At 67.8% G+C, this 23227-nt stretch carries 19 protein-coding genes; 16 read left to right on the plus strand and 3 right to left on the minus strand.

Annotated features, from left to right (window positions below):
- The first annotated feature begins 142 nt into the window (after positions 1 to 142).
- From E3O57_RS03970 to E3O57_RS03980, 3 genes are all read left to right on the plus strand, one after another.
- Complete coding sequence (locus E3O57_RS03970; protein ID WP_088456045.1) at positions 143 to 1090, plus strand: ROK family glucokinase; 948 nt, start codon at positions 143 to 145, stop codon at positions 1088 to 1090.
- A 69-nt stretch (positions 1091 to 1159) separates the two neighbouring features.
- Positions 1160 to 1849 (plus strand): 1-acyl-sn-glycerol-3-phosphate acyltransferase, encoded by a 690-nt coding sequence (locus E3O57_RS03975; protein ID WP_103431705.1) that lies wholly within the window; start codon positions 1160 to 1162, stop codon positions 1847 to 1849.
- A 94-nt stretch (positions 1850 to 1943) separates the two neighbouring features.
- Positions 1944 to 3287 carry a class II 3-deoxy-7-phosphoheptulonate synthase gene (locus E3O57_RS03980; protein ID WP_088456047.1) on the plus strand — a complete coding sequence of 448 codons (1344 nt, stop codon included), beginning with the start codon at positions 1944 to 1946 and terminating at the stop codon, positions 3285 to 3287.
- A 245-nt stretch (positions 3288 to 3532) separates the two neighbouring features.
- Here the strand turns inward: E3O57_RS03980 and pknB are convergent, their stop codons facing one another.
- Both pknB and E3O57_RS03990 read right to left on the minus strand, forming a co-directional pair.
- Complete coding sequence (pknB, locus tag E3O57_RS03985; protein ID WP_103460629.1) at positions 3533 to 5479, minus strand: Stk1 family PASTA domain-containing Ser/Thr kinase; 1947 nt, start codon at positions 5477 to 5479, stop codon at positions 3533 to 3535.
- 92 nt (positions 5480 to 5571) lie between these two features.
- Positions 5572 to 6903, minus strand: coding sequence for a LysM peptidoglycan-binding domain-containing protein (locus E3O57_RS03990; RefSeq protein WP_241990295.1), 1332 nt, complete (start codon positions 6901 to 6903; stop codon positions 5572 to 5574).
- Positions 6904 to 7082: 179 nt separating this feature from the next.
- Between E3O57_RS03990 and E3O57_RS03995 the strand changes: the two genes are divergently transcribed.
- Positions 7083 to 7442 (plus strand): Rv2175c family DNA-binding protein, encoded by a 360-nt coding sequence (locus tag E3O57_RS03995; RefSeq protein WP_103460627.1) that lies wholly within the window; start codon positions 7083 to 7085, stop codon positions 7440 to 7442.
- Positions 7443 to 7516: 74 nt separating this feature from the next.
- On the opposite strand, the gene E3O57_RS04000 is transcribed toward E3O57_RS03995, so the two are convergent.
- Positions 7517 to 8638 carry a polyprenyl synthetase family protein gene (locus E3O57_RS04000; RefSeq protein WP_103479152.1) on the minus strand — a complete coding sequence of 374 codons (1122 nt, stop codon included), beginning with the start codon at positions 8636 to 8638 and terminating at the stop codon, positions 7517 to 7519.
- A gap of 73 nt (positions 8639 to 8711) precedes the next feature.
- Between E3O57_RS04000 and E3O57_RS04005 the strand changes: the two genes are divergently transcribed.
- The 12 genes from E3O57_RS04005 (at position 8712) to murC (ending at position 22895) form a co-directional block, all read left to right on the plus strand.
- Positions 8712 to 9092 carry a DUF3040 domain-containing protein gene (locus tag E3O57_RS04005; RefSeq protein ID WP_103460625.1) on the plus strand — a complete coding sequence of 127 codons (381 nt, stop codon included), beginning with the start codon at positions 8712 to 8714 and terminating at the stop codon, positions 9090 to 9092.
- A 344-nt stretch (positions 9093 to 9436) separates the two neighbouring features.
- Positions 9437 to 9868, plus strand: a complete 432-nt coding sequence (gene mraZ, locus E3O57_RS04010) for a division/cell wall cluster transcriptional repressor MraZ (protein WP_088456053.1) — start codon at positions 9437 to 9439, stop codon at positions 9866 to 9868.
- 138 nt (positions 9869 to 10006) lie between these two features.
- Positions 10007 to 10999 (plus strand): 16S rRNA (cytosine(1402)-N(4))-methyltransferase RsmH, encoded by a 993-nt coding sequence (rsmH, locus tag E3O57_RS04015; RefSeq protein ID WP_088457976.1) that lies wholly within the window; start codon positions 10007 to 10009, stop codon positions 10997 to 10999.
- The gene (locus tag E3O57_RS04020; protein WP_103431711.1) at positions 10996 to 11586 is read left to right on the plus strand and encodes a hypothetical protein; all 591 of its coding nucleotides are present in this window, start codon (positions 10996 to 10998) and stop codon (positions 11584 to 11586) included. Before rsmH ends, E3O57_RS04020 begins: the two co-directional genes overlap by 4 nt.
- Positions 11587 to 11617: 31 nt before the next feature.
- The gene (locus E3O57_RS04025) at positions 11618 to 13396 is read left to right on the plus strand and encodes a penicillin-binding protein 2 (protein WP_241990296.1); all 1779 of its coding nucleotides are present in this window, start codon (positions 11618 to 11620) and stop codon (positions 13394 to 13396) included.
- Between the two features lie 13 nt (positions 13397 to 13409).
- Positions 13410 to 14984 (plus strand): Mur ligase family protein, encoded by a 1575-nt coding sequence (locus tag E3O57_RS04030; RefSeq protein WP_103460623.1) that lies wholly within the window; start codon positions 13410 to 13412, stop codon positions 14982 to 14984.
- Entirely contained in the window at positions 14984 to 16423 is a 1440-nt protein-coding gene (murF, locus tag E3O57_RS04035; RefSeq protein ID WP_103460622.1) for a UDP-N-acetylmuramoyl-tripeptide--D-alanyl-D-alanine ligase, read from the plus strand. Before E3O57_RS04030 ends, murF begins: the two co-directional genes overlap by 1 nt.
- Positions 16420 to 17514: a phospho-N-acetylmuramoyl-pentapeptide-transferase gene (mraY, locus tag E3O57_RS04040; protein WP_103460621.1), complete on the plus strand. Its 1095-nt coding sequence runs from the start codon at positions 16420 to 16422 to the stop codon at positions 17512 to 17514. Before murF ends, mraY begins: the two co-directional genes overlap by 4 nt.
- A complete protein-coding gene (gene murD, locus E3O57_RS04045; RefSeq protein ID WP_103460620.1) occupies positions 17514 to 19067 on the plus strand; it encodes a UDP-N-acetylmuramoyl-L-alanine--D-glutamate ligase in 1554 nt (517 codons plus the stop codon). The genes mraY and murD overlap by 1 nt, the downstream gene beginning before the upstream one ends.
- On the plus strand, positions 19036 to 20337 hold the full coding sequence (ftsW, locus tag E3O57_RS04050) for a putative lipid II flippase FtsW (protein ID WP_103460619.1): 1302 nt from the start codon (positions 19036 to 19038) through the stop codon (positions 20335 to 20337). Before murD ends, ftsW begins: the two co-directional genes overlap by 32 nt.
- Positions 20334 to 21425 carry a glycosyltransferase gene (locus tag E3O57_RS04055; protein WP_103479153.1) on the plus strand — a complete coding sequence of 364 codons (1092 nt, stop codon included), beginning with the start codon at positions 20334 to 20336 and terminating at the stop codon, positions 21423 to 21425. Before ftsW ends, E3O57_RS04055 begins: the two co-directional genes overlap by 4 nt.
- A 57-nt stretch (positions 21426 to 21482) precedes the next feature.
- Positions 21483 to 22895, plus strand: coding sequence for a UDP-N-acetylmuramate--L-alanine ligase (gene murC, locus E3O57_RS04060; protein WP_103479154.1), 1413 nt, complete (start codon positions 21483 to 21485; stop codon positions 22893 to 22895).
- The last annotated feature ends 332 nt before the right edge of the window (positions 22896 to 23227 follow it).

Here is a 23227-nt window from a genome sequence, read left to right on the forward strand (position 1 = left end):
ACCTGCGATTCTCCCGGCGGCGTAGTCATTTACTACACTCTAGGGGGTGCCTTGCGTGGTCGATCAGGTCGCTGCGTGCCCCGTTCCTTTTTTGAGCCGACCTGAAGAACTTCCTGTTGCTCCACCAACGAAAGGTGCGCTCGTGCACGCCATTGGGATTGACATCGGCGGAACCAAGATCGCCGGTGCCCTCGTCGACGAATTCGGAACCATCATCAAGTCGGATCGTAGACCGACCGACGCCGCGAACCCGAGCGAGATCGAAAACGCTGTCGTGGAGATGATCAAGGATCTCTCCGCCGGCGAAGACGTCATCGCTGCGGGTGTCGCCGCTGCCGGGTTCATCGACGCCGCCCAGTCGACCGTGTACTACGCCCCGAACATCAACTGGCGCAACGAACCGATGCGCGAGAAGCTCGAGTCGCGCCTGTCGCTGCCGATCATCGTCGAGAACGACGCCAACGCCGCCGGATGGGCCGAATTCTGCTTCGGCGCCGGCCGCCTGTACAGCGACATGGTCACCCTCACCATCGGCACCGGCGTCGGCGGCGCCATCGTCTCCAACGACCGCCTGTTCCGCGGTGGCTTCGGCGTGGGCGCCGAGCTGGGCCACATGCGCGTCGTTCCCGACGGCCTGCCCTGCGGCTGCGGCGCGCACGGGTGCATCGAACAGTACGGCTCCGGCCGAGCGTTGGCCCGCATCGCCAACGAGTTCGCGGATGCCGGCGGCATCGGCCTGGGCCTGGCCGCCGCCCGTGGCAAGCGCGGCAAGCTCACCGGCAAGGACATCGGCCGGCTGATCCAGGACGGCGACCCCGGCGCCCTCGCGGCGCTGCGCCAGCTGGGCACCTCGCTCGGCCAGGCCTGCGCCAGCCTCGCCGCGGTGCTCGACCCGCAGGTGTTCGTCTTCGGTGGCGGTGTCGCCGCGGCCGGCGAGCAGCTCCTGGAGCCGATCCGCACCGCCTACCTGGCCAACCTGCCCGCCCGCGGCTACCACCCCGAGGCAGAGTTCGCGATCGCGGAACTCGTCAACGACGCCGGCGTCGTCGGCGCCGCCGACCTCGCCCGCCGACACGTCACCGGTGAGTAGGCTGGCTGTGTTTCTCCACCGCGTGTTGCGCGACTGCGCCGGCCGGCATCCGCTTATCTAAGGACACCGATGTTCTACTGGTTCATGAAGAATGTTGTGGCCGGCCCGCTGCTGCTCGGCCTGTTTCGGCCCTGGGTGATCGGGCTGGACAACATCCCCAAGGAGGGCGGTGTCGTTCTGGCGAGCAATCACCTGTCCTTCATCGACTCGGTCTTCCTGCCTCTGGTGGTGCCGCGCCGGGTGGTCTTCCTCGCCAAGAGCGAGTACTTCACCGGCACCGGCCTCAAGGGCTGGGCGACCAAGCAGTTCTTCAAGGCCACCGGCCAGCTGCCCATCGACCGCTCCGGGGGCAAGGCGTCCGAGGACTCCCTGAACACCGGCCTCGCGGTCCTGAACGGCGGGGGAGCGCTCGGTATTTATCCGGAGGGCACTCGCAGCCCGGACGCCCGGATGTACCGGGGTCGCACGGGTGTGGCCCGCATGGTGTTGGAGGCCGGCGTCCCCGTCGTCCCCGTGGCCATGATCGACACCGAGAAGGCCATGCCCACCGGCACCCGCATCCCCAAGGTGCGCCGGATCGGCATCGTCATCGGGGAGCCGCTGGACTTCAGCCGGTTCGAGGGAATGGAGGGTGACAGATTCGTGTTGCGCTCCGTGACGGACGAGCTGATGTACGAACTGCGCCGCCTCAGTACCCAGGAGTACGTCGACGTGTACGCCACCAGTGTCAAAGAGAAGCGCGCCAGCCTTTCACGCTAGGCTCGAATATCGTTCATCCCAGACCCGCGCTCGTGCGGGCCGCATTAGAGAAAACAGGCTCAGTCCCGTGGTAGACCCCACCGAACCGGTTGTAATGGCAGACAAATCTGTGATCGCCGGACTGGACTATTGGCGCACCCTTCCCATCAAGCAGCAGCCGGCCTGGCCGGATGCCGATGCCGTCGCGGCCGCCTCCGCCGAGCTGGCCACCCAGCCGCCGTTGGTCTTCGCCGGCGAGGTGGACATCCTGCGCGACCGCCTGGCCGAGGCCGCCCGCGGCGAGGCCTTCCTGTTGCAGGGCGGCGACTGCGCCGAGACCTTCGGCGGCGCCACCGCGGAGCAGATCCGCAACCGGGTGAAGACAGTGCTGCAGATGGCCGTCGTGCTCACCTACGGTGCGTCGATGCCCGTGGTGAAGATGGGCCGCATGGCCGGTCAGTTCGCCAAGCCCCGCTCCAGCGACTTCGAAACCCGCGGCGGCGTCACCCTGCCGGCCTACCGTGGCGACATCGTGAACGGCTACGACTTCACCCCGGAGTCCCGCGAGGCCGACCCCGACCGGCTGGTGAAGGCGTACCACACGTCGGCGTCCACCCTCAATCTCATTCGCGCCTTCACCCAGGGCGGCTTCGCGGACCTCCGCCAGGTGCACAGCTGGAACCAGGGCTTCGCCAAGAACCCGGCCAACCAGCGTTACGAGGGCCTGGCCAAGGACATCGACCGCGCCATCAAGTTCATGATCGCTTGCGGGGCCGATTTCGAGGCCATGCGTCGCACCGAGTTCTACACCAGCCACGAGGGCCTGCTGATGGACTACGAGCGCCCCATGACGCGCATCGACTCCCGCACCGGAACGCCGTACAACACCTCGGCGCACTTCGTCTGGATCGGCGAACGCACCCGGGAGATCGACGGCGCCCACGTGGACTTCCTGTCCCGCGTGCGCAATCCGATCGGCGTCAAGCTCGGCCCGAGCACCTCGATCGACGACATGCTGCGCCTGATCGACAAGCTCGACCCGAACCGCGAGCCCGGCCGGTTGACCTTCATCACCCGGATGGGCGCCGGCAAGATCCGCGACGCCCTGCCCCCGCTGCTCGAGGCGATCAAGGCCAGCGACGCCATGCCGCTCTGGGTCACCGACCCGATGCACGGCAACGGCGTCACCACGCCCACCGGCTACAAGACCCGTCGTTTCGACGACGTCGTCGACGAGGTCAAGGGCTTCTTCGAGGCGCACCGCGCCGTGGGGACGCACCCCGGCGGCATCCACGTGGAGCTCACCGGCGACGACGTCACCGAGTGCCTCGGTGGCTCGGAGCACATCGACGAGGCCGCCCTGGCAACCCGCTACGAGTCGCTCTGCGACCCGCGGCTCAACCACATGCAGTCGCTCGAACTGGCGTTCCTGGTCGCCGAGGAGCTCGCGGCCCGCTAACCCGCACGACCAGCACCACCGAGTTGCCCCGTTCCGGACGAGCTGCTCCCGTATCCCGGGGCAACTCGTCCGTAGCGGGGCATCTCGCATCTGACACCGGGTGACGTGCCCGTGTGTCGCGCCCCGCCCGTCGGCGGCCTGGCGGGGTCGTCCCGCGTGGTTGCGACAGGGTCAACCAGCGGAGAGGGTCGCGCCCCGTCCGTCGGTCGCGCTTGCGCTCGTGCCTCGAGCAGGAGACGGTAGGTCTAGCCGAAGGGGTTGGTGGGGGTCAGGGTGATGGAGCTGCCCTTGGCCGCGAGGGTACCAGCCGCCGGATCCGTCGACTTGATGCTGATGATCGCCGCAATGGCATCCGCGGCCAGGTTGTAGTTCAGCTTGAAGCCGAGGTCGGTGAGCACCTGCTTGCCCTCGCTCCAGGCCATCCCCACCACATCAGGGATCTCCACCGGCTCTGGGCCGCGGGACACCGTGAGGATGAGAGTCGAGCCTGCCCGAATCGGACCCTCCTCGGCAGCGGCGACCGAGATGACGTCGCCCTCTGCGATGGTGTCACTGTAGGTTTCCTCGCCTGCTGTGGCGACGAGGCCCTTGTCTTCGAGGATGCTGACGGCGTCATCGAGCGACTCCCCACCGACGTCGGGGATGGGTCCGAGCGACACCACGAGATTGACGTTGAGCCCCTCGAAGTAGTCACCGCCCGCCGAGATGTCGCTGCCGTCGCTCTCCCTGCTGGCCGAGAGCACCAGGCCCTCCTCCACGTCGCCGTTGAACACCTCGTCGACCTGACCGGGAACGGCCTTCGCTTCGGCGATGGCCGAGGCGGCGGCATCCGCGCTGAGACCGGCCAGCGGCGGCAGCGTGATCGGCGCGGGTCCCTGCGAGACGTTGAGGGTCACCGTGCTGCCCTGGGCAACTCGGGCCCCGTCGCCGGGGTCGGTGCTGACGATCAGCCCGGCCGGGATCTCGGTGCTGTATTCGGTGCCCTGCTCGGCGACGAGGCCGAGCTCTTCGAGTGTCGCCGTAGCCTCCTCCGGGCTCACCGAAACCAGGGAAGGAACCTGGACCTCCGAACCGGGACCGGCACCGAAGTACCAGCCGACACCGCCGGCCAGGGCGGCCAGGAACACGATCAGGGCGAACAACCAGTAACCCCGGCGGCGGCGCTTCGTGGCACTGCCCGCGAGCTGGGCGGTGTTGTCGGGTTCGTCGTCGTCTGCTGGCGCGACTGCGGCGGCGGGCGCGACGGCCAGAGGGCTGCGGCCGAGGATTTGGGTTTCGGCGTCGGCCGATGCGGCCGCGATGCCCCGGGGGAGCACCATGGTGGCCTGCATGGCTGTGTCGCCTTGGGGCCTCACGAGCTTTTCCACGTCGAGCAGCTGGTCGAGCATCACTCTGGCATCACGGGGACGCTCTTCGGGGTCGCGTGCCGTCGCCCAGAGCACGAGTTCGTCGAGCTCGGTGGGAGTGCCGGGCGCGACCAGGCTGGGCATCGGCACGGTGTCGTTGGCGTGCTGGTACGCCACCTGCATGGGAGCCTCACCGACATACGGCTGCTCGCCCGTGAGCATCTCGTAGGTCATGATGCCCAGGGCGTAGATGTCGCTGCGGGCGTCGGCGATGCCGCGGGTGACGAGTTCGGGGGAGAGGTAGGCCACGGTGCCGAGCAGGGCCTGACCGGTGGCGGTGTTGTTGTTCACGGCGCGGGCGAGCCCGAAGTCACCGATCTTGATGCGACCGTCGTCAGCGAGCAACACGTTCTCAGGCTTGACGTCCCTGTGCACGATGCCGGCCTTGTGTGCGGCTGCGAGACCCGAGAGCACCGCCTCGAGGATGTCCATGGTCTGCTCGGGCGTGAGCTTGCCGTAGTCCTTGAGCAGGTCACGCAGCGTGATGCCGGGCAGGTGCTCCATCACCAGGTAGGCGATGTCGGCATCCTGGCCCTGGTCGAACACGTTCACCACGTTGGGGTGGGCGAGTCGGGCCGCGGAGCGGGCCTCCTGGATGAAGCGACTGCGGAACGCGTTGTCGTCGGCCAGGTGGCCGTGCATGATCTTGATGGCCACCCGGCGCTCGAGGCGCAGGTCTGTGGCGAGGTACACGGTGGCCATACCGCCGCGGGCGATCCGGGAGCGCACCTGATAGCGGCCGTCGATGAGACGGCCGATCATGGGGTCTGTGGGGCTTTCGGTCACCCGATGAGTCTACGGAAAAGTCGGGCGTTCCTCTGGACGGCCCGCAGCGCGGCGTGACACGATTCGGTCACTGATCCTTCGGATCGCCGGTTTCAGCCGAGGTCGGCAAGCCAACTGCGGGCGGATGCTTCCCAGTTGGCGTAGAGGTCGGGGTGTCCGGACAGCTGAACGGCCTGTGCCGCCTGGGTGACCGTCATGGCCTCCCAGCCCGGGATGTCCAGGAGCCCACGGGTGATGCCGGGGTTCGGGTTCACCGATCCGCCGAAGAAGGCCCGGGTGGCCCGCTCCGCGTCCATGACCTGCTCCTCGGTGCCCCAACCGGAACTGGGGCGCTGCTGGAAGAGACCGAGCGAATCGCGGTCGCCGTAGTCGATGTTGCGCATGCCGGATTCCTGCGCGGCGGCGGCCAGAGCCACGACGAGGGCGGCATCGCTCGCGCCGGCGTCCCGTCCGACGGAGATGATCAGACGGGCGTTCGCGGCCATGTCCGCTGTGAGGGGCGTCACGGTACCGCGGGCCGGAGCGGGTGTGATGACCACGGCGGGGACAGCGTTGAGGACCGGTGCGGTGCTTGTCGGAGCGGGGCTCGCGGATGCGGCGCCGGGGAGGGTCAGCACCTGGCCGGGGTAGATGATGCTCGAGTAGCCCAGGCCGTTGGCTTCGAGGATCGCCTGCACCGAAACTCCGGCGCCGGTGGCGACCTTGTCCACGGTGTCGCCGGCCACCACAGTGTGGCTGCCGGGCGTCGAGGCCGTGACAGTTGTCGAGGCGACCGTCGTGACGGCGGCAGCGGCCGAACCGGAGGCGGGCAGCACGATGACCTGGCCGGGGAAGATGATGCTGTTGCGGCCGAGACCGTTCACGCTGAACAGGGCGTCGGTGGGCACCCCGTGGGCGGCCGCGACGCCGCTGAGTGTGTCGCCGGACTTGATGGTGTACCTGGTGAGTTCGGTCGCGACAGGGGCAGGGGTGGCGGCGACGGCGATCGGCGCCGTGGACAGGGTGAGAACCTGGCCGGGGAAGATCACGGCGGACCATCCCAGCCCGTTCAGGGCCAGAACCGAAGCCGTCGACAGGCCGAACTTGCCGGCGATGGCGCTGATGGTGTCCCCGTCGACGACGGTGTACTGGCTGGGCGCGGGCGTCGCCGTGGCCGGCTGAACGGCCTGCGCCGGCTTCACGGCAACCTGCGGCACCGTGGTGCGGCTCTTCAACGGCTTCTTGAGGGCGGTGGCGGCCTGGGCCGGTGATGCCAGGTTGAGCACGATCGCGAGGGTGCTCACCACAACAAGGGGAATGCTGGCGAAGGCGCCGATGGACCGCCGCATTCCGGTCGGAGCCGGGCGGTGCCGTGCTGAGCTGGTCTCGACGGGGGAGTCCGGTCGGACCGTCCCCGTTTCGATCTTGCTGGCTCTAACCGACATGAGGCTCCGCTCGTTGACTACTCGTCGACAGCTGTCTCCGTGAGAGCTGACGTGTTCTCAACGCTGACACAGATGGAATGCCGAGTCAATTAACCACGCGGGTACGCCCCAGGAAGTGTCTGGAATTGGCGACGAAGCAGGGGTTTGTCGGCGATGACGAATCATGGGAAGCTTGAGGGGTGACCGAATCGTCTTCTGTTCAAACATCCGCCTCCGGCCCAGACTGGCTCGGCATTCCCGACCTCGTAGAGGTCCTCGGCATCAGCCACAGCCGGGTTCGGCAGCTCATCGAGGACAAGCACCTGCTCGCCGTCCGCCGCGACGGCAAGGTCAGCGTGCCCGCCTCCTTCATCCGTGATGGCGCGCCGGTAGGTGAGCTTCGCGGCACCCTGATCGTGCTCGCCGACGACGGTTTCACCGACGACCAGGCCATGGAGTGGCTGCTCGAGGTGGACGACAGCCTCGGAGTTCCCCCGATCGACGCACTTCTGGCCGGCCGCAAGGCCGAGGTCCGTCGCGTCGCTCAAGCCCTGGCCTGATCGCACTTTCGATCCACGCCCCCGCGCCCCGTCGTTAGACGACGTGGCGCGGTGCTGAGACACGCGCCGCGCTACTAGAAGACGCGCCGCGTTACCGTTCCAGCGAAGTCGGTCAGCTCTGCCGCGACCCCGGCCGCCACGTCCGATCCGGTCAACGCCTCCAGCGCCTGGCCGACGTTCTGCTGGATGAGGGTCTCCACCCTGTCGACGGCTCCGCTGTCCACGATGATCTGTTGCAACGACAAGATCTGATCCGGCGTCAGGTCGGGCCGGCCGAGCAGCCGGTCGACGGTGTGCAGCGAGGACGTGTCCAGGCGCTCCCTCGCCAGAGCGATCAGGACTGTGCGCTTGCCCTCGCGCAGGTCGTCCCCGCTGGGCTTGCCGGTCACTGCTGCGTCCCCGAAAACTCCGAGCAGGTCGTCCCTCAGCTGATAGGCGATGCCGAGCGGCAGGCCGAAAGCACGCAGGGTGTCCAGCTGGTCGTCGGTGGCTCCAGCGAGGGCGGCGCCGATCACGAGGGGAGCCTGAACGCTGTACTTGGCCGACTTGAAGATGATCACCCGCACGGCGCGGTCGAGGAGCTCCGCCTCCGGCTGGGTGAGCCAGGCGCGTTCCTCGAGGATGTCCAGATACTGGCCGGCCGTGACCTCGGTGCGCATCAGGTTGAACTCCCGCCGCGCGCGACGGGCGCTGACCCGGTCGGGGGCGTCGTCGAGGCCCTCGTCGAGTAGCTCGTCGCTCCAGCCCAGCAGGAGGTCGCCGAGCAGGATCGCCGAGGCCCGGCCGAAGTCACCGGGGCTGCCCGCCCACGCTTCGGCGCCGTGGAGGCTCTCGAAGCGGCGGTGAGCGGATGGCGCACCGCGGCGGGTGTCGGAATTGTCGATGATGTCATCGTGCACGAGCGCCGCGGCGTGGAAAACCTCCAACGCCGAGGCGACCGACACGATGCCTGCGGTCTCGCCCTGCACGCCGGCGGGAGCGCCCGCCGCGGGGGGCCCGGGGGAGGCCGTAACGCTCTGCCAGCCGAGGTAGGCGAACTGGGCCCGGAAGCGCTTTCCGCCGCTGAGAAACTGCCGTGAGAAGTCGACCAGCACAGCCAGGTCGCCGCTGATGGTCGTCACAATTGACTCACGCGTATTGATGAATTCGTCGATACGAGAATGAACCAGATCGACCAGTCGAGTGCTTTCGGTCACCTGCCTAGCCTAGCCATCTCGGCGGGACTAGAATTAGGGTCTAATCCGCTCGATCCCCAATTGGAGGAATGAGATGCCGCTTTCAGAACAAGAGCAGCGACTCCTCGAAGAGATGGAGCGCAGTCTCTATCACAACGATGCCGAATTCGTGGCGAGCGTTGGAGGCACCCGCCTCCGCCCCAACTACCGTTCTATTGTGCTCGGAGTACTCGCCGGCGTCGTCGGGATAGCGACTCTTGTCGCCGGTGTCGCGGTGCAACAGCTGTGGCTGGGTATCGTCGGATTCATCATCATGTTCGGGGGTGTGCTCCTGGCCATCACGCCTGGCCGCACAGCTCGGGCGACGAGGCCGTCGTCCAGCCAGCCCCGCCGTCCGGCTCAAGCTCGCAACCAGCAGGGCTTCATGGACAAGCTCAATGACCGCTGGGACCGTCGACAGGACGGCCAGCAGTAATCACTCAGCAGTAACCACTCAGCGATAACCAGCAACGCCCGCCCTCACCCAGACGGCGGGCGTTCTGCATTCCCCGGCTCCCGCCGCCCGCCACCCCGAACGCTCCCTTTTCACCCACTTCGTCTCACCAAACAGGACCGGCCACCAGGTCGGTCCTTTTTTGCGCCCAAAATGTCCCTAAACGGCCCCAAAGTGTGGGATTTTCCTCCACCCAGTGATTCACAGTGTTTTCAGGGAATAATCAAGCAAGTTCGCAGCAATATCGCGCGTTTTCCAGACGCGGTGGTTGATAGTGGAGTAAAGTGGAGCAACACCTGACCTTGGCCGGAAGAGAGGGGTGATGAATGTTCCTCGGGACCTATGCCCCCAAGCTCGACGAAAAAGGACGCGTCATCCTGCCGGCCAAGTTCCGCGAGGAACTCTCGACCGGCATCGTCATGACGCGCGGCCAGGAACGGTGCCTGTACGTCTTCACCTCGCGTGATTTTGATGAGGTGCACGAAAAGATCCGCCAGGCGCCCATCACGAGCAAGGAAGGGCGCGACTTCTTTCGTGTCTTCCTGTCCGGAGCCAGCGCCGAAACACCCGACAAGCAGAACCGGGTGACCATCCCCGCCAACCTCAGGGCCTACGCGGGCCTGGGTCGCGACCTCACGGTGATCGGCGTGGGCAACCGCGTGGAGATCTGGGACACCGAGGTCTGGGACCTCTACCTCATCGAGCAGGAAGCCTCGTTCGCCAACATCACGGAGGAGGTGATTCCGGGACTCTTCTAGCTCCTGGTTCCTGACTCCCAGCCGTTGCCCTCCTGACACACTTCCCCGGTGCCAGGCGGAACGGATGGGGATCAGGCTCCAGGATCCGCCCCGGTAGCTATGAACAACAACAACGACAACAACGACATGAACAACGAGATGAACAGCGACAAGACCCCCGATGCCTCGGCCGAACGGCCGCAGCTCAACGAGATCCACACTCCGGTGCTGCTCGAGCGCAGCATCGAGTTGCTCGGCCCGGTCCTGGCCGCGCCGGGCGCGATCCTCGTCGACGCCACCCTCGGCATGGGCGGTCACGCCGAGGCCATGCTGACCCGGTTCCCCGGTCTCACCCTGGTGGGCCTGGACCGCGACCTCGACGCCCTGGCCATCGCCGAGGAACGCCTCAAGCCGTTCCGAGACCGCATCCACCTCGTGCACACCGTCTACGACGGAATCCTCGACGCGCTGGCCGGCCTCGGTATCAGCGAGGTGCAGGGCATCCTCTTCGACCTCGGCGTCTCCAGCATGCAGCTCGACCAGGTCGAACGCGGCTTCTCCTACTCCAAGGATGCTCCGCTGGACATGCGAATGGACAGCACGTCGCCGCTCACCGCCGAGCGGATCCTGGCCGACTACAGCGAGGGGGACCTCCGCCGCATCTTCCAGGAGTACGGCGAAGAGAAACTTGCCGGCCGATACGCCAAGGCGATCGTGGAGGCCAGGGCGACGACCCCGTTCGTGCGCTCCGCCCAGCTTGTCGAGGTGATCACCAAGGTCACTCCGGTTGCCGTGCAGCGCATGGGGCACCCCGCCAAGCGGGTCTTCCAGGCGCTCCGCATCGAGGTCAACCAGGAACTGGCCGTCCTCGAACGCGCCATCCCCGCCGCGATGGAGGCGGTGGCCGTCGGCGGCCGCATCGTCTCGATGGCCTACCAGTCGCTCGAAGACCGCATCGTCAAGAGGATGTTCGCTGCCGCATCGCAGTCGAGCGCCCCTGCCGGCCTCCCCGTGGAGCTCCCGGAGCACAAACCGCTGTTCACCCTACTGATCCGGGGCGCCGAACTGGCCTCCGAAGAAGAAAAAGCCATCAACCCCCGTGCAACATCGGTTCGCCTGCGTGCCGCCGAACGACTGAGGAGAGCCGAATGAGCGACAACCTGGCCCGGGTGCTGACAACAGAACCGCTGCGCCCCGACTTCACCGAACGCAGCGGCGCCGACGAACGCCGCCACATCGAGATCGTGAGCCCCAGCACTCACACGCGTCCCCGCGTCGTCTACGCGCTGTCGGCGGTGGCCTGTGTGGGTGCCGTCATCGTGGCTCAGCTGTTGCTGAGCGTGGGGATCTCTCAGGGTGCCTATGAGATCTCGGCCTTGCGAGCCAGCCAGGTCGAACTCGGCCGCACCGCCGACAGCGTGAGTGAAGACCTCATCCGCGTGTCCTCGCCGCAGAGCCTCGCCGCCAACGCCGAAGCACTCGGCATGGTCAGCAACTCCACCCCGGCCTACCTGCGGCTGTCCGACGGCGCCGTTCTCGGGGCGCCGACCTCCGCCAGCGGCGGAGCGGCCGGCGCCGCCAGCCTCGTTCCCAACTCCCTGCTCACCGGGGTTCCCCTCGTCACCCAGCTGCCCGCCGGCGGCCAGGGAACCAGCGTCGCCTCCGGCGCGCCTGCCGCCGGAACCGCCCCTGCGGCGGTTACGGTAGCCGACGGCCTGCCGTCGCCGACCACTCGATAGACACGGCAGTCCGATACGGGAGGACCACCACGTGGCGAGAACACACATGTCCAGCAAGCGCAGGATCGCGGCGACCATCGTTGTACTCGTCGCCATCATCGGCGTGTTCGTCGTTCGCCTCGTCGATATCCAGGTGGTGCGCGCTGACACCCTCAGCGCCGACTCCCTCGGCAACCGGTCGGTCGAGAGAACCGTTTACGGCTCGCGCGGCGAGATCCTCGACGCCAATGGCGTGGTGCTGGCCGGGACCGTGATGCGGTACGACGTGGCACTGTCGCCCAAGAACGCCTCGCCGTTCACCCGCACCGTCGACGGGGTCGAAACCACGGTGCCACTGGCCCAGTCCGTGGCGGACATCGGCGCCATCGTGGGTCTGCCCACCGAGCAGGTCCAGGCCCTCATCACCGAGGCCCTCGCCGACAACCCTAAATCGGACTACGCGCTCGTCGCCAGGCAGGTCGGCGTCGATGCGTTCCGGGCTCTGTCCGCCCTCGATATCCCGTGGCTCACCTTCCAGCAGAACCCGGGCCGGGTCTACCCCAACGGCGCCGTCGCCGGCAACCTCGTCGGCTTCGTCTCGTCGGCGGGCGAGGCTCAGGCAGGACTGGAAGTGGGCCAGGATTCCTGCCTCGCCAGCAACAACGGCTCGGAGACCTACGAGCGCGGCGCCGACGGCGTGCGGCTGCCGGAAAGCACCGTGACCACAGAGCCCGCCTCCGACGGCAGCGACGTCATCACCACCATCGACTCCGACCTGCAATTTTTTGTGCAGAAGGTGCTCGCCGAGCAGGCCCAGAAGACCGGAGCAGCGTGGGGCAACGTCATCGTGCAGGAGGTCAAGACCGGCAAGCTCGTCGCCGTGGCCGACTACCCGAGTGTCGACCCCAACGATGTCAGCGCCACGACCAACCCAGAGGATCGCGGCTCCCGCGCCTTCACGGCCTCTTACGAGCCCGGCTCCACCTTCAAAGCCCTCACCGCGGCATCCGTGATCGACGCCGGCGTGGCGACCCCCGAATCCCAGGTCGTCGCCCCCTACCGTTACCTGCCGGAAAACGGCGCCAACATCAATGACAGCTCATCACACCCCGACCTCAACCTCACCCTCACCGGGGTACTGATCGAGTCGTCCAACACCGGCACGTCGCAGTTCGGCGAGCGTCTGACCAATCAGCAGCGCTACGACTACATGACCAAGTTCGGGGTCGGCACCGAAACCGAGACCGGCTTCCCCGGCGAAGACCCCGGCATTCTGCACCCGGCCGACGAGTGGGACAACCAGACCCAGTACGCCACAATGTTCGGCCAGGGCCTGACCACGACGGCCCTGCAAGTGTCGAGCATCTACCAGACCATCGCCAACGGCGGCGTCCGGATGCCCGTGCAGCTGGTCTCCGGCTGCCGCGCCGCAGACGGCACCCTCACCGACGTTCCCGCGGCGGAGGGCACCCAGGTCGTGTCAGCCGAGGCGGCACGCGACACTGCGGACATCCTCGAGATGGTGTACCAGAAGGCCTGGCTGGCCGACACCTGGGAAATCCCGGGCTACCGGGCCGCCGCCAAGACCGGTACCGCACAGATGCCAGACGGCAACGGCGGGTACTCCAAGGGCTACCTGGTATCGGTCTCAGGCTTCGCTCCGGCGGACGATCCGCAGTACGTCGTTTCGGTGAGTCTGGCCGACCCTGTTAACATGAATTCGTCAGCAGCCCCCGCTCCGGTCTTTCAAGAGGTCATGAGTCAGGTGCTGAAAAAGTACCGGGCAGTTCCCTCGGGCGCCGCCGCGCCTGATCTCCCCGGTACCTGGTAAGAAAGTGAGCCTCGTGACCGATTTGGCACCCTCGGCTCTCCGTCCTCAGCATCCGGTCCCGCGATCGTTGTCCGGACTGGTCGATGAATTTGAGCTTGACGTCCGCGGCGACACCGCGGGCGTAGAACTGACCGGCGTGAGCCTCAGCTCGCGCACGGTGCAGCCCGGCGACCTGTTCGTCGGCGTGCCCGGACGGATGATCCACGGGGCATCCCACATCAGGGCGGCCCGCGAAGCCGGGGCCGTTGCCGTACTGACCGACGAGGCCGGTGCACTGCTGGCCGCCGATTGCGGCCTCCCGATCCTCGTCACGGCGGATGTCCGCGCCGCGCTGGGCACCGTGGCGGCCTGGATCCACCGCACAGTCGATAACCCTGCGGACCTGTTCGCCGTCACCGGCACCAACGGCAAGACCAGCGTCGTCTATCTGCTGTTCGCCATCCTCAGTCAGCTCGGTGTCGTCGCCGGGCTCACCTCCACAGCGGAACGCCGGATCGGCGACATCGCCGTGACCAGTTCCCTGACCACTCCGGAGGCCAGCGAACTGCACGCCCTGCTGGCCCGGATGCGCGAAGCCGAGGTCCGGGCCGTCGGCATCGAGGTCTCTGCCCAGGCGATCAGCCGCCACCGGGTCGACGGACTGGTCTTCGATGTCGCCGGGTTCACAAACCTCTCCCACGATCACCTCGACGACTACGCGTCGATGGAGGAGTACTTCGAGTCGAAGTTGGAGCTCTTCCAGCCCGACCGCTCCCGCCGCGGAGTGGTCACGGTTGACTCCGAGTGGGGCCGCCGCATTGCGTCGGAGAGCCGGATCCCGGTCACTACCCTCGGCAACAACCCCGTGGTCGGGTCGGCCGACGCCGACCGCAGCCCGGCCGATGCTGACTGGCGCATGAACGTCGTGCGGACCGGTGCCCGCTTCACCGAATTCACCCTCGACGGCCCCGATGGCCGTCGGCTGCAGACCCGAGTGCCCCTGCTCGGCTGGTACATGGCCGCCAACGCAGCCCTGGCCATCGTGATGCTGGTGGAGAGCGGCTTCGACCTTGCCGCCATCGAGCATGCCCTCACCCGCGACGGCGGCATCAACGCCTACATCCCGGGACGTGCCGAACTGATCTCCGGCGACCGGGGCCCGCTGGTCTACATCGACTACGGCCACAGCCCGGATGCCTTCCTCAACACCCTCGGGGCGATCCGCGACTCCACCGCCGGGCGAATCATCATGGTCTTCGGCGCCGACGGCGACCGGGACAAGACCAAGCGCGCCGCTATGGGCGCCATTGCCGCCCGCGGCGCGGATGCCGTCGTCATCACCGACTTCCATCCGCGATTCGAAGATCCGGCCACCATCAGGGCGACCCTGCTCGCCGCGGCACGGGAAGCCGTGCCAGAGGGGGAACTCTACGAGGTCCCCGACCCCGCCACAGCGTTCCGCCGCGCGCTATCGTTGGCCGCGGAGGGCGATGTCGTGCTCTACGCAGGGCCCGGCCACGAGAACTACCAGGAGGTAGCCGGAGTGAAGCTCCCGTATTCAGCCAGGGATGACGCCCGACTCGCACTGCAGGAAGCCGGGTGGCTGTGATGATCGCCCTGACCCTGGCGGAAATTGCCGCAGCCATGAACGGCACTCTGCACCTTTACCCCGGGCACCTCGTCGACCCGTCTGCCGCTGACGCCCTGACCAGCGAATCAGTCGTCAATGGGGCCGTGCACACCGACTCCCGCGAGGTCTCCGCCGGCGACATCTTCGTCGCCAAGCCGGGGGAGGAGACCGACGGCCATCTCTTCGCGCCGGCCGCCGTCGCAAGCGGCGCCGCCGTGATCATCGTCGAGCGGGTGCTCGACCTGCCCGTCGCCCAGGTGCTGGTTCCCGACGCCGTCGTCGCCCTGGGTGACCTCGCCACCACGGTGATCGCCAGGGTCCGCGCCGCCGGCCGACTGAAGATCATCGGCATCACCGGATCCAACGGCAAGACCACCACCAAGAACCTCCTGCGCGCCGTCCTGGAGCGCGTCGGCCCCACCGTCGCCGCGCGCGCCTCCTTCAACAACGAGGTCGGCGCCCCGCTGACCATGCTCGAAGTCACCGGCGACACCCAGTTCCTCGTCGCAGAGATGGGTGCCAGTGCCGAGGGTGAAATCCGGCGTCTGGTCCGGATGGCCCGGCCGGACATCGGCATCGTGCTCAAGGTCGGCCTGGCCCACGCCGGGGGTTTCGGCGGCATCGAAGCCACGGTGCGCACCAAATCCGAGATGGTCACCGACCTCGGCCCCGACGACATCGCCATCCTGAACAGGGACGACGACAGGGTGGCCGGCATGGCCGCCGTCACCGCCGCCCGCGTGGTGTGGTTCGGCGAGAGCGACGGTGCCACCGTACGTGCCTCCGCCGTCCACGGCAGCCGAACCGGAACGAGCTTCACCCTGCACCTGCCCGGCGGCGAGAGCCGACCGGTGTCCTTCAGGGTCCTCGGCGAACACCACGTGATGAACGCCCTGGCCGCCGCCGCGGCCGCCGACGCCCTCGGGGTTCCCATCGATGACATCGTGACCGCGCTCGAATCCGTCACCGTCGCCGAACGCTGGCGCATGGAGGTCATGGGTGGACGGGACGACATCACCGTCATCAACGACGCCTACAACGCCAGCCCCGACTCGATGACCGCGGCCCTCAAGACCCTCGCCCAGATCCGGAAATCCGACGGCCGCAGCATCGCGGTGCTCGGCGAGATGAGCGAGCTGGGGGAGCTCTCCGGCGAGGAACACGACAGGATCGGACTCCTGGCGGTACGCCTCAACATCTCCCAACTGATCGTGGTCGGCCGTGCCGCCCGCCGCATGCACATCAGCACCATCAACGAGGGTTCCTGGGACGGGGAATCGGCCTACGTCGAGACCGCCGAAGAGGCCTTCGACCTGCTGCGCGACACCGTGAAACCTGGCGACACCGTGCTCGTCAAATCATCAAATTCAGCCGGACTCCGCTTCCTCGGAGACCGACTGGGAAAGTTGTACTCGTGATAGCCCTTCTCCTGGCCGGAGCGATGTCCCTCGTCTTCACCCTGCTGCTCACCCCGCTGTTCATCAGGCTGTTCCACAAACTCGGCTGGGGCCAGTTCATCCGCGATGACGGACCCAAGAGCCACCACGCCAAGCGCGGCACGGCCACCATGGGCGGCATCATCATCATCGTCGGCGTCCTGGTCAGCTACTTTCTCGCGATGTGGTTGCAACAGCGGCCGCTGACGGCGTCACCCCTGCTCGTGCTGTTCATGATGGTGGGCCTGGGCCTGGTCGGTTTCCTCGACGACTACCTCAAAACCCGCAACCAACGCAGCCTGGGCCTGGGCGGCTGGCAGAAGATCGCCGGCCAGGTCGTCGTCGCCGGCGCGTTCGGCTGGATGGCGTTGCAGTTCCCCGACAAATACGGTCAGACCCCGGCCTCCACGCACATCTCGTTCATCCGGGACCTGCCGCTGGACTTCATGAAGCTGGGCACCTTCATCGGCATCGCCGCGTTCATCATCTGGATCTGCCTGATCGTCGCCGCCACCTCCAACGGTGTCAACGTCACGGACGGTCTCGACGGCCTCGCGACCGGCTCCCTGGTCTTCGCGATCGGTTCGTACATCATCATCGGCTTCTGGCAGTCCAACCAGTCCTGCAACACCGGCGGATCCGACATCGCCGACATGTACAAGTGTTACGCCGGCCCGGACTCCTTCGACCTGGCCATCGTGGCCGCCGCCATCGTCGGAGGGCTCATCGGCTTCCTCTGGTGGAACACCTCGCCGGCGAAGATCTTCCTCGGTGACACCGGTTCGCTCGGCCTGGGCGGTGCGCTGGCCGCGCTGGCGATCCTCAGCCGCACCGAACTGCTGCTGGTTCTCATCGGCGGCCTCTTCGTGATCGAGGCCGGCTCGGTCATCGTGCAGCGCGCGTACTTCAAGGTCACCCGCGGCAAACGGATCTTCCTGATGAGCCCGATCCATCACCACTTCGAACTCAAGGGCTGGGCAGAGGTCACCGTCGTGGTGCGTTTCTGGATCATCGGCGGGCTGCTCGTGGCCGCCGGCGTCGGAACGTTCTACCTCGAGTGGCTGGCCCGTTGATGGGCGCCCACTCCTACGACGCGCCGCACTCCACCCCCGCACCCGACCGTCTGGACGCCCTGACCAGCTGGCACTCCGACTGGTCCGGTCTGCGGGTAGCCGTCCTCGGCCTCGGGATGACCGGATTCGCCGCGGCGGACACCCTCGCCGAGCTCGGCGCCGAGGTCCTCGTCGTTGCCGGCCGCGCCCCCGACGAGCGAGCCCGGCTGCTCGAGGTCCTCGGCGTGCCGCTGGTCACGGCCGACCTCGACGCCGCGCCCCCGGCACTGGTGGCTCACAACGCAGAGCTGATCATCGTGTCGCCGGGATTCCACCCGGACCACGCCCTGCTCCAGTGGGCCGCGGCACAGGCCATCCCGGTCTGGGGCGACATTGAACTGGCCTGGCGGCTGCGCGACAAGGTCGGTCCCGCCGCGCCCTGGATCCTCGTCACCGGTACCAACGGCAAAACCACGACGGTGCAGATGACCGCGACGATGCTCGCTGCCGGCGGCCACAGGGTCGCCCCCTGCGGCAACATCGGCGTGCCCGTGCTCGACGCCATCCGCGACCCCCAGGGCTGGGACGTGCTCGTCGTCGAGCTGTCCAGCTACCAGCTGCACCACCTGCCGTTGACCGGCCCCGGCGCCCTGGTCCCGGTCTCCAGCGTCTGCCTCAACATCGCCGACGACCACATCGATTGGCACGGCTCCGCGAGCGCGTACCGCGATGCGAAGGCCAAGGTCTACTCGAACACCACCGTCGCCTGCGTGTACAACAAGGCCGACCTCGCCACGATGCGGATGGTCGAAGACGCCGACGTCAACGACGGCGCCAGAGCCATCGGCTTCGGCCTGGGCGTGCCGGGACCCAGCGACCTGGGAATCGTCGACGGGATCCTCTGCGACCGGGCGTTCCTCGAGGACCGCTTCGACAGCGCCATCGAGCTCACCACCATCACCGACCTCGCCGCCGCCGGGCTGGCCGCGCCGCACGTGGTGGCCAACATCCTGGCCGCCGCCGCCCTCGCCAGGTCCTTCGACGTGTCGCCGGAGGCCATCCGGGCGGCCCTGGCCACCTTCAGTCTCGACGCGCACCGCATCGAGGTCGTGGCGATCCGCGACGGCATCAGCTGGGTCGACGACTCCAAGGCGACCAATCCCCACGCGGCGGATGCCTCGCTGGCGGCGTTCGACTCCGTCGTCTGGCTGGTCGGCGGCCTGCTGAAGGGCGTCGACATCGGTGACCTGGTGGCCAAGCACGCCGGCCGGCTGCGCGGCGCCGTCGTGATCGGCGTCGAGCGCGAGGAAGTCCTGGCGGCATTTAGACGACACGCCCCCGCCCTGCGCGTCTTCGAGATCGACTCGGATGACACTGGGGAGGTCATGCCGTCCGCGGTCGTTCTGGCCGCATCCCTCGCCACGGCCGGGGACGTGGTCCTGCTGGCCCCGGCGGCCGCATCCATGGACCAATTCGCCAGCTACGCGGAACGCGGGTCGAAGTTCGCCCAGGCCGTACACGATTATTTGGGAGGTGGGTCGCATGAAGACTCGTCCTCGTACCCGGGTGCCTGAGGCCGCCGAGAACCACAGTTCCCAGGACCGCGGCAGTAGCCTGACGCGGATCAACCTCGGCCGGGTGTTCCGGGCCGAATCCACCAACTACCTGCTCCTGCTGGGCACCACGCTCTTCCTGGTCGTCTTCGGCCTGGTCATGGTGCTGTCCTCCTCGTCGGTGGACTCCTACCTGGAAGACGCCGGATTCTTCGGTGGGCTGTTTCGGCAGGGAATCTTCGCGGTGCTCGGAATCCCGCTGATGCTCGTGATCAGCCGGCTGCCCGTGACGTTCTGGAAACGCGTCGCCTGGCCGGCCCTCGGTATCTCCTGTTTCTTCCAGTGCCTGGTGATCTTCACCCCGCTCGGCGTCACCGTGGCGGGAAACACCAACTGGCTATCCATCGCGGGTGTGCAGTTCCAGCCCTCCGAAGCCATCAAGGTGGCCCTGGTGATCTGGCTCGGCGTGATCCTCGCGCAGAAGAAAGACAAGCTCGACGACTGGCGACACGTGTACATCCCCGTGTTCGGCGTCGGCGGCGGCGCGGTCATGCTCGTGATGATCGGCGGTGACCTCGGTACCGTGATCATCATGGCCGGCATCCTGTTCGGCGCGCTGTTCTTCGCCGGGCTGCGACTGCGGATGCTCGCCCTGCCCCTGATCGTCGGTGCTGTCGCCGGCATCCTGCTCGCTATCAGCAGCGAGAACCGGATGACCCGCATCCTCAGCTTCGCCGCGGAGGGCTGCGACGAGCTGAAGGGCACCATCTCCGCCGCGTGCTGGCAGCCCCTGCACGGCACCTGGGCCCTGGCCAACGGGGGAGTGTTCGGCGTGGGGTTGGGCAACTCCAAGGCCAAGTGGTCTTGGCTGCCTGCCGCCGACAACGACTACATCTTCGCCATCATCGGCGAAGAACTCGGCTTGATCGGTTGCATCGTCGTCCTGCTGATGTTCGTCCTGCTGGCGTTCGCATTCATCCGCATCATGCGTGGTACGGCCAACATGCAGATCAAGGTCACCACCGCGGCCGTCATGGTCTGGATCATCGGCCAGGCCCTCGTGAACATCGGTGTCGTGCTGGGAGTCCTCCCGGTCCTCGGTGTGCCCCTGCCGCTGATCTCCGCCGGTGGCACGGCGCTGCTGACCACCCTCGCGGCGATCGGGGTGGTGCTGTCCTTCGCCAGAAGCGACCACAACCTGAGCGAGGACGCCAAGACCCGCGACCCTGCGGCCGCGCCCGCACGCCCGGCGCCCGTCGGTGCCGCACCGAAACGAGGAACCACCCGATGACCACATACCTGCTGGCCGGGGGCGGTACCGCCGGCCACGTCAACCCGCTGCTCGCGGTCGCCGACGCGCTCCGCCTGCGCGAGCCCGACGCGACGGTCCTCGTCCTCGGCACGGCCGAGGGCCTCGAGGCCCGGTTGGTACCCGAACGCGGCTACGAACTGCTGATAGTCCCGCGGCTGCCCTTCCCCCGGCGGCCCAACCGCGCGGCGCTCGGCTTCCCGCCGAGATTCAATCGCGCCATCAACGACGTGGTCACCGTCCTGCGCGACCGCCGCGTCGATGTCGTCGTCGGCTTCGGCGGTTATGTCGCCACGCCGGCCTACCTGGCCGCGCGCCGGGCCGGCGTACCGATCGCCATCCACGAAGCCAACGCCAAGCCCGGGCTGGCCAACCGGGTCGGCGCCCTACTGACCCGTTCGGTCGGGGTCGCCTTCGCCGGTACCCGGCTGCGCCACGCCAGGGTCGTCGGGATGCCGCTGCGCCGGGAAATCGAGACTCTCGATCGGGCCGGCTCCCGCGCGGCCGGGTTGGCCTTCTTCGGCCTCGACGCCGACCGGCCGATCCTGCTGGTCACCGGCGGCTCGCTCGGCGCCCGCCGCATCAACCGCACCGTCGTGGATTCCGCGGCTGTCCTCACCGACGCCGGCTGGCAGGTACTCCACATCACCGGTACCTCCGCCGAGGTCGACGATCCGAACCTGCCCGGTTACCGGATGATCGCGTACTGCGACCGGATGGATCTGGCGCTCTCCGTCGCCGACTTCGCCGTCTCCCGTGCCGGAGCTGCCACGGTCTGCGAATTGAGCGCCCTCGGGATCCCCGCCGTGTTCGTGCCGTACCCGGTCGGCAACGGCGAACAGCGGTTCAACGCCGCCGACGTCGTGGCCGCTGGCGGCGGAATCCTCGTCGATGACGCCGCCTTCCTGCCGGGCTGGGTCCAGTCTGAATTGCTGCCGGTCCTCGCCGAGCCCGAGCGCATCCACGGCATGAGCGTCGCCGCCCACTCCGCGGGCGTGCTCGACGGCACCGCGCGCACGATCGACCTCATCGACGAGGCGGCGGGTGCGACCGCACCGCACTCCGCGTAACGTTGAACCCGCAGAACCTGCACCACCCCGCGCACCGCCAGCCAGAAAGACCTTCACGTGATCAAGCCTGACCTGACCCTGATAGTTCCCGAAGACCTCGGCATTGTGCACTTCGTGGGCATCGGCGGCTCGGGAATGAGCGGCATCGCCAGACTGTTCCTGGCCGCGGGCCACACCGTGACCGGCTCAGACTCACGCGACTCCGACAATGTGCACGCGCTCCGCGAGCTGGGCGCGACCATCACCATCGGTCACGACGCCGCCAACGTCGGCGACGCGGACAGCCTCGTCGTCACCGGCGCACTCTGGCAGGACAACCCCGAGTACGTCCTCGCCACCGAACGCGGTCTCCCGGTGCTGCACAGGTCCCAGGCGCTGGCCTGGCTGATCCGCTCGCACCGGCTTGTCTCGGTCGCCGGCGCGCACGGCAAGACCACCTCGACGGGCATGATCGTCACCGGCCTGCTCGGCCTCGGCCAGGACCCCAGTTTCGTCAACGGCGGGGTGATCGAATCCCTCGGCGTCAGCGCCGGCAGCGGCGCCGACGACCTCTTCGTCGTGGAGGCCGACGAGTCCGACGGCTCGTTCCTGCTCTACAACACCGGCGTCGCGCTGATCACCAACGTCGACCCCGACCACCTCGACCACTACGGCTCGCTCGAGGCCTTCGAAGCGGCCTTCGTCGAATTCGCCCAGAACGCCGACGAATTCGTCGTGGTCTCCTCGGACGACCCCGGCGCCGTGCACGTCACCGCCCGGCTCACCGACAAGCGCATCATCACCTTCGGCGAGGCCGAGGGCGCCACGGCGCGGGTGCACTCCATCGGCACCAGCGGACCGGTGAGTTTCACCGTGACCTGGGACGGCGTCGACTACTCCGCCACCCTGCGCATCCCCGGCCGGCACAACGCCATCAACGCGGCGGGCGCCTTCGCCGTACTCGTGGGGCTCGGCTTCGAGCCGGCCGCTTCCCTGGCGGCGATCTCGGCGTTCGGCGGCACCGAGCGCCGGTTCGAGCTGCACGGCACCGTGCGCGGTGTGAGCGTCTACGACGACTATGCCCACCACCCCACCGAGGTCGCCGCGGCGCTGTCCGCCGCACGCACGGTGGTCGGCGCCGGCCGGATCATCGCCGTGCACCAGCCGCACCTGTACAGCCGCACCCGGCTGTTCGCCCAGGAATTCGCCGACACACTGGAGAAATACGCCGACGAGACCATCGTGCTGGCGGTCTACGGCGCCCGGGAAGACCCCGAACCCGGCGTGACCGGTGCGCTGGTCTCCGAACGCTTCCAGGACCCGGCTCACGTCGCCTATATCCCCGAATGGCAGGATGCCGCCGACTACCTCGGCACCATCGCCAGAGACGGCGACTTCGTCGTGACACTCGGCTGTGGTGACGTGTACCGCATCGTTCCGCAGCTGCTCGAATCTCTCGCCGATGAGTCGGCGGCGGGTACGCGCGGATGAGTCATCGTCCAGGCGCTCGCGCATGAAGCGTCCCGCAGGCCCTGCGGCGCGACCAGCGGCACCTAAGCCCGCTGCAGCGAAACCAGCTGCGGCGACACCGCCGCGTGCCCCTGAGCCGCGACAGCAGCCTGCCCGCGGGCCTAAACGGCCTGCCGCCGGCCCCGGCGCCGCGCCCACCCGTGCCGAGCCTGAGGCGCTGACCGAGCCCATCGTCCTGCCGGCCAGCGCTGCGTCCGACACCCCAGCGACGGATACCCCACCGACACGGCGGCGCCCCGGCGGCTTCAGTCTGCCTAAACGAGGCGTTAAGGCCGCCGCCGCACGGGACGCTC

The organism is Cryobacterium sp. TMN-39-2 (genome assembly GCF_004402745.1).
In the GTDB taxonomy this organism is placed as follows: domain Bacteria; phylum Actinomycetota; class Actinomycetes; order Actinomycetales; family Microbacteriaceae; genus Cryobacterium; species Cryobacterium zongtaii.

Bases quoted from the DNA above. Each gene is read 5' to 3' on its own strand.
- ftsW (WP_103460619.1), top strand. From the start codon at position 19,036: ATGAAGACTCGTCCTCGTACCCGGGTGCCTGAGGCCGCCGAGAACCAC.
- murF (WP_103460622.1), top strand. From the start codon at position 14,984: ATGATCGCCCTGACCCTGGCGGAAATTGCCGCAGCCATGAACGGCACT.
- E3O57_RS04005 (WP_103460625.1), top strand. From the start codon at position 8,712: ATGCCGCTTTCAGAACAAGAGCAGCGACTCCTCGAAGAGATGGAGCGC.
- mraZ (WP_088456053.1), top strand. From the start codon at position 9,437: ATGTTCCTCGGGACCTATGCCCCCAAGCTCGACGAAAAAGGACGCGTC.
- E3O57_RS03975 (WP_103431705.1), top strand. From the start codon at position 1,160: ATGTTCTACTGGTTCATGAAGAATGTTGTGGCCGGCCCGCTGCTGCTC.
- E3O57_RS04055 (WP_103479153.1), top strand. From the start codon at position 20,334: ATGACCACATACCTGCTGGCCGGGGGCGGTACCGCCGGCCACGTCAAC.
- E3O57_RS03990 (WP_241990295.1), bottom strand. From the start codon at position 6,903: ATGTCGGTTAGAGCCAGCAAGATCGAAACGGGGACGGTCCGACCGGAC.
- murD (WP_103460620.1), top strand. From the start codon at position 17,514: ATGGGCGCCCACTCCTACGACGCGCCGCACTCCACCCCCGCACCCGAC.
- E3O57_RS04020 (WP_103431711.1), top strand. From the start codon at position 10,996: ATGAGCGACAACCTGGCCCGGGTGCTGACAACAGAACCGCTGCGCCCC.
- rsmH (WP_088457976.1), top strand. From the start codon at position 10,007: ATGAACAGCGACAAGACCCCCGATGCCTCGGCCGAACGGCCGCAGCTC.
- E3O57_RS03980 (WP_088456047.1), top strand. From the start codon at position 1,944: ATGGCAGACAAATCTGTGATCGCCGGACTGGACTATTGGCGCACCCTT.